This is a genomic window from Pseudoroseomonas ludipueritiae (genome assembly GCF_014490445.1).
Classification (GTDB): domain Bacteria; phylum Pseudomonadota; class Alphaproteobacteria; order Acetobacterales; family Acetobacteraceae; genus Pseudoroseomonas; species Pseudoroseomonas ludipueritiae.
The window spans coordinates 1-12,121 of sequence record NZ_JACTUZ010000137.1; the positions used below are offsets into that span (position 1 = coordinate 1).

The window sequence follows — 12,121 nt, forward strand, 5'->3', positions numbered from 1 at the left end:
GACCAGGATCGCGCTGCGGCCCGCGAGCGGCAGGGGCGCGCGGCCCTGGCGGTAGAGCCCGCGCCGCCGCCCGATCTCGGCGCGCTGCCGCGCCGCCTCCGCTTCCAGATAGGCGCGCGGGATATCCAGCTCCCGCACCACATCCTCGTTGATGAACACAGCGGAATCCTGCTCGGCCACGGCGCCGGCGGCCAGTTCGGGATAACCCGGCGCGCCGATCTTGCGCACCAGCAGCAGGTCCAGCGGTGCCGCCAGCGCCGCCGCCACCTCCAGGCCCACCGGCACGCCGCCGCGCGGCAGGGCCAGCACCACCGGCGCCGCATCCCGCAGGTGCCCGAGCCGCCGCGCCAGCGCGCGCCCGGCTTCCGCCCGGGTCCGGAACCTCACGCCATGCCCTCCGTCGCCGCTATCATTCCGAGGCTGTAATGTCGCGGCCGGCGGGACGCCGTTCAAGCCGGTGCGGCGGAATTTACAGGCTGGCCATGCGTGCCAAAGCTCCGCATTCTTTTGCCGTCCAGGAATGAAGCCGCACCGGGGAAAGCCGGGCAGGGGAGACTCCATGATCAAACGTCGCACGGTCCTCACGGCCATCGCCGCAAGCGCCGCTGGCGGAATGCCGGGCGCCCTGCGCGCCGAGGATAACTATCCCTCACGCAGCGTAAGCATCCTGGTGGGCTTCGCGCCGGGCGGGGGCACCGACATCATTGCCCGCCTGCTGGCGCCCTCCCTGCAGGCGGAACTCGGCCAGGCCGTGGCGGTGGACAACCGCGCCGGCGCCAGCGGCACCCTGGCATCGGCGGCGACCGCCCGCGCCAAGCCGGATGGCTATACGCTGCTGATGGGCACGGTCTCGACCCAGGCGGTGGTGGCGCCGCTGATGCGCAACCCGCCCTATGACCAGGACAAGGACTTCACGCCGCTGGTGCTCGCCGGCACGGTGCCGCTGGTCGCGGTGGTGCCGGCCAATGCGCCCTACCGGGACCTCAAGGGGCTGATCGAATTCGCCCGGAAGAATCCCGGCAAGCTGAACTACGCCTCCTCCGGCATCGCCACCCAGCAGCACCTGGCGGCGGAGATGCTGTGCCAGGCGGCGGGAATCCAGATGACGCATGTGCCCTATCGCGGCACCGGCCCCGTGCTGAACGACCTGATGGCCGGCACGCTGGACCTCGCCATCGACACCATGCCCACGCATCTGCCGCACCTGCGCAACGGCAGCACGCGCGCGCTGGCGGTGACCATGCCGGAGCGGGTCAAGGCGCTGCCGGATGTGCCGACGGTCGCGGAAAGCGGCTTTCCAGGCTTCGAGATCACGGTCTGGTACATGCTGCTCGGCCCGGCGGGCCTGCCGGCGCAGGTGACGGAACGCTGGGTGCAGGCCATGAACAAGGCGCTGCGGGAGCCCGCCAACCGGAGCCGGCTGGAGGAAGCCGGCTTCATCCCCGGCGGCGGCAGCGCCGCCGATGCGGCGGAGCTGGTGCGGCGGGAGGCCGCGCGCTACGGCGCCCTGGTGCAGCGCGCCGGCATCCGGGTGGACTGAACGTCCGGTCCCAGCCTGTTGACGGCGGGACCGGGAGGGGAAACTCTAGGGCGCCATGACTCACCGCCCCATCCCCCAGGACCTGCCCGACCGGGCTGCTTCCCCCGCCTTCACCCTGCGCGAAGGCAGCCCCGGCGAAAGGGGGCGGCGGCTGGAAGGCTTCCTGCCGCTGCTGTGGGATGAGGCCACAGGCCGCCTCTTCATCGAGGTCCGGCGGCTGGACGAGGATTTCCTGTATATCGACCGCCTCTCCCACGGGCTGGGGGACCACCGGCTGGAGCGCGGCAATCTCAGCCGCCCCACGGTCGCGCGCTTCGAGCGGCGCGGCACCCGCCTGCTGCTGGTGGCGCGCAACATGGCCTGGCGGACCTCCTCGGCCGAGCCGGCGCAGCAGCTCGCGGTGCGGCAGGCCTTTCCGGAATCGGTGCTCTGGTCCTTCGAGATCCTGTCGGAGGATGACGGCGCGCTGCTGGTGGATGGCACCGCCTTCTTTCTGCGCGATGTGCGCGGCCTCGCGGCGCAGCTCAGCAGCTTCGGCCAGGGCAGCTACACGCTGGACCCCGCGCGCTGCGCCATCGCCGGCGAGGGGCTGCGCGCCTTTCCGCTGAACAGCCAGGCGGAAAGCATCCTCACCTTTGTCAATCCCGCAGCCAAGCTGCGGCCTTTCTGGAACGGCGACGGCTTGCGCGAGGGGCTGATGGCCCTGGCCGCCGACCCGCGCAGCATCACGCTGCGGCTGCGGCATTGTTTTATTCAACTGCCGGAGCCGGGCTTCCGCCCGCGCCGCTTCGACCCGCGCTCCTCCTTCTTCAACAGCACCGTCTTCCATGACTTCGGCGTCTCGCTGGAGGAGCCGGGCGATGTGCACTACGCCATCCGCCACCGGCTGGAGAAGAAGGACCCGACGGCGGCGGTCAGCGAGGCGGTGAAGCCCATCGTCTATTACGTGGACCGTGGCGCGCCGGAACCGATGCGCACCGCGCTGCTGGAAGGCGCGCGCTGGTGGGAAAAGGCCTTCAAGGCCGCCGGCTTCCGCAATGCCTACCGGGTCGAGCTGCTGCCCGAGGACGCCGACCCGCTCGATATCCGCTACAACACCATCACCTGGGTGCCCCGCGCCACGCGCGGCTTTTCCACCGGCACCATGATCTGGGACCCGCGCACGGGCGAGATCATCAAGGGCGAGGTGACGCTGACGGCGTTGCGCGACCGCCACCTGCGCATGATCGCGGAGGCGCTGCTCTCCCCCTACGAGGACGGCACGCCCTGCCCGGAGGTCGAGAAGCTGATGCTCGCCCGCCTGCGCCAGCTTTCGGCGCATGAGGTGGCGCATACGCTGGGCCTCGACCACAACCACATCGCCAGCACGCATGGCCAGGACATGTCGGTCTGCGACTATCCGGCGCCGCTGCTGACGCTGGATGCGGAAGGGCGGGTGGACCTCTCGCGCGCCTATGGCGAGAGCATCGGTCGTTGGGACGAGATTTCCATCACCTGGGGCTACAGCCAGTTCCCGCCCGGCATGAGCGAGGCGGAGGAACAGGCGGCGCTGGATGCCATCCTGGAGAAGGCGGAGCGCGAGGAAGGCCTCTACACGCTCGCGCAGCAGGACGGCATTCCGGAAAGCGGCGTGCATCCCAAGGGCCATCACTGGGATACCGGGGCCGATGCGCCCGATGAACTGCTGCGCCTGCTGACCATCCGCGAGGCCGCGCTGGCGCGCTTCGGGGAACGCGCCATCAAGCCCGGCCGGCCGCTGGCGCTGCTGGCTGATGTGCTGGTGCCGCTCTTCATGCTGCACCGCTACCAGACCGAGGCGGCGGTGAAGCTGCTGGGAGGGCTGGAATTCCGCTATGCCCTGCGCGGCGACGGCCAGCTTGTCACCAGGCTGGTGCCGGGCGAGGACCAGCGGCGGGCCCTGCGCGCGGTGCTGGCGACGCTTTCCCCCAAGGTGCTGACGCTGCGGGAAGACCTGCTGCTGCTGCTGCCGCCGCGCCCGCCGGAATATGAGCGCACCCGGGATACCTTCCGTGGCCATACCGGCCTGACCTTCGACCCGCTCGGCGCGGCCGAGGGCGCGGCCACCCATACGCTGAGCTTCCTGTTCCACCCGCACCGCGCCGCGCGTATCGCCGAGCATCACCAGCGCGATTCCCGTCTGCCCGACCTGCACGAGGTGCTGCAGGCAACGCTGGACGCCACCTGGCATGCCCCCGCCGAGCAGGGGCTGGCCCAGGCGGTGAAGCTGCGGGTGGAGCATGTGGTGCTGCGGCACCTGCTGGCGCTGGCGGCGGCCGAGGAAGCCTCGCCGTTGGTGCGGGCCATCGCGCGGGAAGTGGCCCTGGGCCTGCGCGCCACCCTGGCGGATGCGCCGGCGCCGGCGGATGCCATGACGCGCGCGCATCGCGCCGCCGCCATCGCCTCCATCGACGCCTTCGCGCTGGCGCCGGCGGCCTTCCGCCATCCCGGCACGCTGCCGCCGCCGCCCGGCATGCCGATCTGAACCGGCACGGCGCCCGGCGGACCCCGGGAGACACGGCTCCCGGGGCTTGCTGGCCGGCGCGGCGCCTTAGAGCAGCGCTTCCTTCATGGCATTGACGGGCTTGTCTTCCCGCATCGCGCGCTTGCGGCGCCGAAGCTGCTTGTCCACGCGCTCCAGCGCCGTGGAGAAGGCGGTATAGGCATTGCTGGCGTGCTCGCCATGCCCGTCGAAGAACAATCCGCGACCGGCATGCACCCTTACGTTGCAGCCGAAGCCGGCGCCCTTGCCGCCGGGCGAGAAGGTGATGGTGATATCCTCCGCGCCATCGAAGTATTTCTGGGAAAGGCGGGATGCCTGCTCGGTGGCATGCGTGCGAAGCGCATCCCCCACATCGATCTGGTGACCCGACACGATGATGCGGCCCTCGCGGGCGGTGTCGATATCGTCAGGAGCTGCCACTGTGTTGTTCCTCCAGGAATCCATGAGGCCATGGATCAACGCCCTGGGGGCGAACATGTTGCGGCTGGCGCCGTCGCGCGGCCACGTGCCAGGAAAGGAAACAGCCTGCTCCGCGCTGTGGCCGATGCACACGATCTTCGGTTGAACACCGGAAACACCGCATCTTGAGGCAGCGTCGAAAAACCCGGGCCGCGATGCCGGTAATCCGCACCGATCGGCGGCGGCGAGACACGGATGCTCCTGTGAGCAGGGCGAGGCCCAGAGGCGGTTTCACAAACCGAGCGCCATCGCGCCCGATGAAGAAACGCCGGCTTTGAGGCCATGCCTTCACGCAGTGGAGACCATTGCCCCGGGCGATGCGCAGGCGGGGCAGGTATCTCACAGTTTGCTTATCCGCAATCACTCAAATATGTTGAGGCGCGAGCATAACAGCTACCGCACTGCACTTGACCGGACGAGTTCCTGTGATTCGACTTCGCCGCCGCACGGCCATTGCTGTCCTCGCCCTGACCTGGGCGACGATCGCCGGCGGCACACTGGCCTTGAGCCAGGTCTATATCGCGCATGCGCGGCAGGACCAGGAAAGGGAAGCTCTGTCCCGGGCCGAGGCGGCGGCACGCTCGCTGGAGCAGTATCTGCTCCGCGCGCTGGAAGCCATCGACCTGTTCCACGACATGGTGCAGCAGCGGCAGGCGATGCTGGCCGTGGGCAATGGGGCGGGGGCCGCGGCCATCGAGGCGCAGATCGTCGCGCTGGCCGGGAAGGAGCGCTTCAACATCCTCCAGGTCGCGACCGTGGGCGCGGATGGCTGGACCACCTGGACCACCGCCGCCGCGCCCCCCGTGGACCTTTCAGACCGCGAGCATATCGCCGTGCACCGGAACGGGCACAGGGAGATGTTCGTCAGCGCCCCCCTTGTCGGCCGCCAGTCGCAACGCCGCACGGTGCAGTTCACCCGCCCGCTCTGCGATCCCTCCGGCGGCTTCGCCGGAGTGGCCGTCGTCTCGCTCGATCCCATCGCCTTTTCGGAGGGGCTGGGGATGCTGCCCTTCGCGCGCGGCGATGCCCTGACCGTCCTGCGGCGGGATGGCATCGTCGTCGCCCGCAGCCGCGACCCCGACAACACCGTGGGGCAGCAGCTCGTCCTGCCCGGCCAGGGCCCGCGCCACATGGTCCATGGCAAGCTGGTCAGCACGCTGGATGGCGTGGAGCGCTTCATCTACCGGCGCGAGGTCGAGGGCACGCCGCTCGCGGTCGGCGTCGGGCTCGACGCGGGCGCCGAGCTCGCTTCCTTCGAGATCATCCGCAAGGCGGTGAATGCCACCGCGGGCGGCATTCTGCTGCTCTCCCTCACCCTGGTGCTGCTGGCGCTCTTCTGGATCGAGCGGCGCCGGGCCGAGGAAAGCCTGCAGGCGGCGCTGGCGGGCCTCGAATCCTCCCAGCGCATGGATGCCCTGGGCCGGCTCGTCAGCGGCGTGGCGCATGACTTCAACCATGTCCTCCAGGCCGTGCTCTCCGCCGTGCATTTCATCGAGAAGACGCCCGGCGACCCCGCCGCCGTCGGCCGCTACGCCGGCATGATCACGGCGGCCGCCCAGCGCGGGGCTTCCGTCACGCGCCGGCTGCTCTCGCTGGCGCGGAGCGACGGGTTGCAGACCGAACCGGTGGAGCCCCGCGCCGTGCTGGACGGAATCGCGGAACTGCTACACCACACGCTCGGCCAGAATATCCGCACCCTGGTGGAGGCACCGCCCGACCTGCCCCTGGTGCTGACCGACCGCCGCCAGCTGGAGGCCACGCTGGTGAACCTGGCGATCAACGCCCGCGATGCCATGCAGCCCCGGGGCGGCGGGACCATCATCCTCTCGGCGGTGCCTTCCCCCATGCCGGCCGGCTCGGCCAGCCCGGATTCGCCGGGCCTCTGCCTCGCGGTGCGGGACAGCGGGATGGGCATGGACCCCGCCGTGCTCGCCCGTGCCGGCGAGCCCTTCTTCACCACCAAGCCGCGTGGCGAGGGCACCGGCCTCGGCCTCACCCTGGCCCGCGGCTTCGCCGAGCAATCCGGCGGCGCATTGGCGATCGAGAGCGAGGCCGGGCGCGGCACCACGGTGCGTCTCTGGCTCCCCCTGGCGCCAGCGTCTGCCCAGGGCCCGGCCACGGGGCATCAGGATTTGTAAGGACGCTCCCGGCGTGCTGGCCGGATCTGCCGCAGGGCCTTGGCAAATCAGCTTTCCGCCTCGCTTGCGGTCCTGCCTGCCTGGTTGAGGAAACTGCTCGTTTCTCCAACCGGATGGGCTAGAAGGGCGCCGCAACCAGCATCACAGGTTTGTCAGGATAAAAAATGAGACTGCGAGGTATGGGCGCCCAGGGGCTTCTCGGCGCCCTGGCGCTGGCCGTGGCGATCTGCGGCCTTTCCTCCCGGGGCATGGCGCAGGAAGCGCCGGACGAGGCGGAAGGCCGGGAACATGTCTTCCTGCGCCTGGGCTATGGGCTGGTGCAGTATGAGACCAGCGGCCGCGCCTCTGTCTTCGGGACGCCCATCGACAATGCCAAGGTCGGGTTCGGCCAGCATTCCAGCGCTATCATCGAGGCTGGCTGGCGTTTCGCGCCCTCCTGGAGCCTGTCCGTGCTGACCGGCCTGCCGCCCACGGTGAGCCTGGAGGGGCGGGGCGCCTTCGAGGGCTTCGGCACCATCAGCAAGGTGACCTACGGCTCCACCATGCTCGGGCTGCAATACCACCCGCTGCAGTTCGGCCGCTTCGACCCCTATATCGGCGCCGGCATCGATTACACGGCCATCCTCAATACCAGCGGCGGCTCCATCCCGGGCCTGCGGGTGAAGGACGCCATCGGCCCCGTGCTGCAGGCCGGCTTCGAGTTCGGGCTGACCAGGAACCTGGCGCTCTATACGGATGTGCGGAAGGTGTGGCTGAAGTTCCGCGCCAAGGGCACGGTGCCGGACCCGGTGGCGCCTTACCCGGTGCAGGTTTCCGTCACGCCCAATCCCACGGTCCTCAGCATCGGGCTGACCTACCGGTTCTGAGCCCGGCGCGGGGCCGGGTCAGGTGAGATAGGCCGCCCGGAGGGCCGGCGCGGCCTCCTGCGGCCGGCCCAGCAGGTAGCCCTGGCCGAAATGCACGCCGTTCTGCCGCAGCCATTCGAGCTGCGCGTGATCCTCGATGCCTTCGGCCACCACATAGGTGTTCAGGTCCGCCGCCAGCCGCGTGATCGTGCGGTAGATGGCGGCGACCTTCCTGTCCGGCAGCTTCATCGTGAAGCTGCGGTCGATCTTGATGCCGTCCACCTCGATCCGCAGCAGGTAGCTGAGCGAGGAATAGCCGGTGCCGAAATCGTCCAGCACCAGCTTGATGCCCAGGGCACGCAGGGACTGGAGCTGCTGCAGCGCGGATTCGGAGAAGTTCAGCAGCATGGTCTCCGTGATCTCCAGCGCCAGGCGCCCCGGGGCCAGCCCGGTCTCCTCCAGGATGCCGGAGACGACAGTGGGCAGCCGGCCGCTGTTGAGCTGCATGGCGGAGAGGTTGACATTGACCTGGATGGCCGTCTCCCAGCCCGCCGCTTCCCGGCAGGCCACGCGCAGGATCTGCTCGCCCAGGCGGTCGATCAGCCCGCTGCGCTCCGCCGTCTCGATGAAGAGGTTGGGCGGGATCACCCCGCGGAGCGGGTGCCGCCAGCGGGCCAGGGCCTCGGCACAGACCACCTGGCCGGTGACGAGATCGACGATGGGCTGGTAGGCCACGGTGATCTGGCCCTGGTCGATCGCCTGGGCCAGCTCCACCTCCCGCAGCAGCCGGCGGCGGTATTCCAGCTCCATGGATGGCTCGAAGCGGCAGGCGGTGCCCTTGCCCTGCTCCTTGGCCTTGTAGAGCGCGAGGTCCGTCAGCATCAGCATGCGGGGCGCGTCGTTCTCGAAGCCCTCGGAAGCGCTGACGCCCAGGCTGGCCCCGGGGATGAGGGTCAGGTCGTTGATCCGGACGGGCTCGGACAGGGACTTGGCCAGCCGCAGCGCCAGGGCATGCCCCTGCTCGATATCCATGTCGTAGAGCAGCAGGGCGAATTCGTCGCCGCCCAGCCGGCCGGCGGCATCGCCGGGGCGGATCGCCGCCCGGATGCGCTCGGACACGCAGATCAGCAGGGCATCGCCGATATGGTGGCCGTAGCTGTCGTTCTTGCCCTTGAAATCGTCCAGGTCGATGCTGGCGATGGCGAAGGGGCGGCCCTCGAAGCAGGCCTGCTCCACCAGCGTGACGAAGGCCTTGCGGTTCAGCAGCCCCGTCAGCCCATCGTGATTGGCCATGAAGGCCAGCTTCTGGTCGGCCTCGTAGCGTTCCGTGATGTCGCGGCCGATGCCGCGGAAGCCGGTCAGCCTGCCACGGGCATCGAAGACGGGATGGCCGGTGAGGGCGAACCAGCGTGTCTGCTCGGCATCGGCCAGGGTGGTGACCATCTCCCGGAAGGCGAGCTGCCGCCGGAAGCAGGTCTCCAGGTCCGGGAAGCGGCGGTCGTCCGGGTCCTTGGTGCCGGAGCGGGAAACCAGCAGGTCCGGCAGCCGCTTGGCCAGCAGGCGCTGCTCCGCCATGCCGATGGAGACCGCGAGGTTGGAGGGGGCGAAGCGGAGGTAGCCTTCCGCGTCCGTCTCCCAGAGCCAGTCGGGCGAGCCTTCCCGGTATTCGCGCAGGAAGACCTTCACCGTCGTGATCTCCCGCTGCAGCGCCGCCCGGGCTTCCGCGCGGCCATTGAAGGTCCAGTTGACGCAAAGGATGCCGACGGCGGCGTAGAGCGTGAAGGAGATGAAGGCGACGGTCGCGACCGGGTCGGGCTGCGCCATGGTGAAGGTCACGGCGATGACCGAGAGGATGGCATTCGGGATGAAGAAGCCGAAGGCCACGGAGAGCGGCACGCTGATGATCGGCGTGGAAACGACGCCGGAGGCCAGGGCGAGGATCAGCGCCATCTGCTCCGGCTCGCTGTAGAAGCCGAAGATGTTGAGCATGCTGCCCCAGCTGAGGCCGAGGCCGACATAGAGCCACTTCGCCCGCCGCAGGAAGCCGAGGTCATCGGCATTCTTCTTCCAGCGCAGGGCGGCGTGGAAGATCGCCCCGTAGAAGAAGGCGACCAGAAGGGCGTTGAGCACCACCGAGGGGCGCTCCAGCGGCTGGAAATGCGCCGCGATGAAGAGGCAGTTCAGCGTGCCCGCGATGGGAAACAGCAGCGACAGGAAGAAGAGCAGCCCCGCCTGGTCGCGCAGCAGCGCCGCCCCCTGCTCAGAGGACGGCTCCTCTCGCGGGAAGAGGGTACGCAGGGCCGCCCTGGCCCGGGAGGCCAGGGCGGAAAAGGAGCGGCGGCCTCTCAACGCCGCCAGACCTGCGTGAGGCGTGGCAGGATCATGCCAGTCCGGCTCTGGTAGCCGGCATAGGAGACGGCCATGGGGGATTGCGAGAAACGCGCCTCCTCGGCCCGCGCCGTGGCGTAGTACCACCCGATCAGCCCGGCCGCCGCCAGCCATTGCAGGCCGCCGGCGGCCACCGCCGTGCCGGTCCAGAAGATGCAGTAGGACAGGTAGAAGGGGTGCCGCACGAAGGCATAGGGGCCGGCTTCATGCAGCATCTGCGGCGTGTCGCCGGTATGGGCCAGGTGGGGCGGGCTGTGCCGCGTCGTCCGCACCGCCCACCAGAAGAGCGCGGTGGCGGCCAGGGAGGCGGCGATGGACAGCATCCCCCCACGCGGGCCGACGCCGTCCTGGCGGAGGATGAGGAACAGGAAGAGCACCGTCGCGGCGCTGCTGGCGAAGGTCAGCGCGCGCATGCCGGGCGGCATGCCGCCTTCCGCGCGGAAATGGCGCCGCAGGCCCCAGGAGAAGGAGCCAAGAGCCACGGCCGCCGCCGCGATAACAAGAACAGGCAACATCGAAACCTCGGCGTTCTTCGTTAGCGGGCCAGGGAGAGCGCAACGGGCTCCCCGGTGAAAAAGCCATTCAGGCTGCCTGTCGTGCCGCCCAGCGGGTCCATCACCGGCACCTTCTGGCGCAATGCGTCGTATCGCTGGCGGTCGCTGGCCATGAGCTGCATCTGACAAGTCAGGCCTGGATAAATACGCGGCTCCGAGGCCGCTTGGTAGCCAAGCCGGCGGTAGAACGGCGCATGGTTGGTACGCACGCAGGCCAGGTGTACCTGGCTGTGGGCGCAGAGCGCGATGTAGCCGGCCATGCGGTAGAGCAGGAAAACGAGGCCCTGGTTGTTCTCGGCCTCCGGGCTGCGCACCAGCCGCGTGACCTCGATGCCGCGGCCCGCGAAGGGGCTGTCCCGGTCGGCGTTCAGCAGGGCCTCCACCTCTTCCCGGTAGGTTTCCAGGGCGGGGGAGGTCAGGTCACTGCCCCGCGCGAGGAGGCAGGTGCGCACCGAAGCCAGCGGGGTTTCGTGGTCGTAGATGACAATAGTGCTAGCGTTCGGCAGATCATCGTACTTGTCCTTGAACAGCTCAGAGCTATTCGGTTGTATATGCCCTGCATTGAGGTAGCAGCGGTAGCGAAGCTTGTAAGCATCTCGCTTCACGTCGTCCGTCACGGCAAGTCGAGCAGAGTAGCTGGCGGTCCGGCCAGCCAATTGCCCCGTCAGCGCCGGCTTGACGCCCATCCGCGTCTGCTCGGCCGCTGCGACAGCGTGCATGAAGGGGGTAGTGGAGGGAAGAGTCTGCACCATGAATCTCCTGCGAAGTGCTCCACGCCGCAGGCCGGGCGAAAATCCACCCATTTTCCGGGCGTGGTTCACGGTATTTACTATGGTCGCAACGGAGGGTGCTGACGGAACCGTCCTGCTAGGTGGTGCGAAAATGCGGAGTTTGTGCAACAAGCGGCTGCCGCCGCGTCACAGCCCGTGATACCGGGACGGCCTGCCGGCGCAGGCCGCTGTTTCAAGAGTCACCGCAGAAGAACAGACATCAGCCGTGCAGATCTTCCAGCCCGTTGAAACATTGGCGGATTTCCATTCCCTCGATGAGGGCGATGTTCTCTGCGGCTACATGGACGGCATCCAGGGCCTGCCCTGCGACATGAAGCAGGTCTCGCGAGCCTATTGGCACGGCTGGCGCAACGGCGTGGTGGATGGCGGATTCGTCGAGATGGACGAGGCGCAGCTCAAGCTGGAGGCCGCTTTCCAGAGCCTGGGCTCGGCCTGAAGCGCCCCCTGCCTTTAAAACATTGATTCCCGGTAAGGCGGACCCTATCCTCAGGGCACCATGAGGCATTCCGCGGTCATCATCCGTTATCCGCGTCACGCGGGAACTCTGCTCGCGGGCCTTTAGCCCCGGGCTCGGCACGCCCGTTCATTCGGCGCAGCCCGGGGGGATTCTTCTCAGCTGAAACGAAGCGCCAGCGGTGGTTCCGTGGAACCTGCCGGTGCGCTCGCGTTGCCTGGAAGGAGAGGCTCGTGGCTCTCATGGTTTCCATCTGCGCCAGTTGCGGCGGCGCCTTTGCCGCTCCGCTGGATATCTGTCACGCCTGCGCCGCGCTGTTGAGCACCGCCGCCATCCGGCGGCAGCCGCCGGAAGGCGCGCCCGCGCGCCCGGTGCTGCGGGCGCGCGACGCCGTGGCCTTGCAGCGCCTGCTGCATGCCGGCCAGCGCATC

At 69.0% G+C, this 12,121-nt stretch carries 10 protein-coding genes and 1 pseudogene; 6 read left to right on the plus strand and 5 right to left on the minus strand.

Annotated elements, in window-relative coordinates; genetic code table 11:
* Positions 1–387: pseudogene (locus IBL25_RS27355) on the minus strand (phosphoribosyltransferase); the annotation flags it as partial.
* A gap of 172 nt (positions 388–559) precedes the next feature.
* Here IBL25_RS27355 and IBL25_RS20490 point away from each other — a divergent pair.
* Positions 560–1,540: a Bug family tripartite tricarboxylate transporter substrate binding protein gene (locus IBL25_RS20490; RefSeq protein WP_187780366.1), complete on the plus strand. Its 981-nt coding sequence runs from the start codon at positions 560–562 to the stop codon at positions 1,538–1,540.
* 55 nt (positions 1,541–1,595) lie between these two features.
* Entirely contained in the window at positions 1,596–4,043 is a 2,448-nt protein-coding gene (locus IBL25_RS20495; protein WP_187780367.1) for a zinc-dependent metalloprotease, read from the plus strand.
* Positions 4,044–4,109: 66 nt separating this feature from the next.
* Here IBL25_RS20495 and IBL25_RS20500 read toward each other — a convergent pair whose 3' ends face one another.
* Positions 4,110–4,481, minus strand: coding sequence for an HPF/RaiA family ribosome-associated protein (locus IBL25_RS20500; RefSeq protein ID WP_187780368.1), 372 nt, complete (start codon positions 4,479–4,481; stop codon positions 4,110–4,112).
* A gap of 464 nt (positions 4,482–4,945) precedes the next feature.
* On the opposite strand from IBL25_RS20500, the gene IBL25_RS27640 reads away from it, so the two are divergent.
* Positions 4,946–6,658 (plus strand): sensor histidine kinase, encoded by a 1,713-nt coding sequence (locus IBL25_RS27640; RefSeq protein WP_187780369.1) that lies wholly within the window; start codon positions 4,946–4,948, stop codon positions 6,656–6,658.
* A 164-nt stretch (positions 6,659–6,822) separates the two neighbouring features.
* On the plus strand, positions 6,823–7,524 hold the full coding sequence (locus IBL25_RS20510; RefSeq protein WP_187780370.1) for an OmpW/AlkL family protein: 702 nt from the start codon (positions 6,823–6,825) through the stop codon (positions 7,522–7,524).
* An 18-nt stretch (positions 7,525–7,542) separates the two neighbouring features.
* Here the strand turns inward: IBL25_RS20510 and IBL25_RS20515 are convergent, their stop codons facing one another.
* The 3 genes from IBL25_RS20515 to IBL25_RS20525 are packed head-to-tail and all read right to left on the minus strand — an operon-like array spanning position 7,543 to position 11,197.
* Positions 7,543–9,852 (minus strand): putative bifunctional diguanylate cyclase/phosphodiesterase, encoded by a 2,310-nt coding sequence (locus tag IBL25_RS20515; RefSeq protein WP_187780371.1) that lies wholly within the window; start codon positions 9,850–9,852, stop codon positions 7,543–7,545.
* Positions 9,849–10,406, minus strand: coding sequence for a methyltransferase family protein (locus tag IBL25_RS20520; RefSeq protein WP_187780372.1), 558 nt, complete (start codon positions 10,404–10,406; stop codon positions 9,849–9,851). The genes IBL25_RS20515 and IBL25_RS20520 overlap by 4 nt, the downstream gene beginning before the upstream one ends.
* Before the next feature lie 20 nt (positions 10,407–10,426).
* A complete protein-coding gene (locus IBL25_RS20525) occupies positions 10,427–11,197 on the minus strand; it encodes an N-acyl amino acid synthase FeeM domain-containing protein (protein WP_187780373.1) in 771 nt (256 codons plus the stop codon).
* 244 nt (positions 11,198–11,441) lie between these two features.
* On the opposite strand from IBL25_RS20525, the gene IBL25_RS20530 reads away from it, so the two are divergent.
* Positions 11,442–11,672, plus strand: a complete 231-nt coding sequence (locus tag IBL25_RS20530; RefSeq protein ID WP_187780374.1) for a hypothetical protein — start codon at positions 11,442–11,444, stop codon at positions 11,670–11,672.
* A gap of 251 nt (positions 11,673–11,923) precedes the next feature.
* Positions 11,924–12,121: hypothetical protein (locus IBL25_RS20535; protein ID WP_187780375.1), on the plus strand; the 198-nt coding region annotated here is incomplete at its 3' end.

What these genes read in the sequence shown, in the direction of transcription:
- IBL25_RS20490 (WP_187780366.1), top strand. Translation starts at nt 560, where the DNA reads ATGATCAAACGTCGCACGGTCCTCACGGCCATCGCCGCAAGCGCCGCT.
- IBL25_RS20495 (WP_187780367.1), top strand. Translation starts at nt 1,596, where the DNA reads ATGACTCACCGCCCCATCCCCCAGGACCTGCCCGACCGGGCTGCTTCC.
- IBL25_RS20510 (WP_187780370.1), top strand. Translation starts at nt 6,823, where the DNA reads ATGAGACTGCGAGGTATGGGCGCCCAGGGGCTTCTCGGCGCCCTGGCG.
- IBL25_RS20520 (WP_187780372.1), bottom strand. Translation starts at nt 10,406, where the DNA reads ATGTTGCCTGTTCTTGTTATCGCGGCGGCGGCCGTGGCTCTTGGCTCC.
- IBL25_RS20525 (WP_187780373.1), bottom strand. Translation starts at nt 11,197, where the DNA reads ATGGTGCAGACTCTTCCCTCCACTACCCCCTTCATGCACGCTGTCGCA.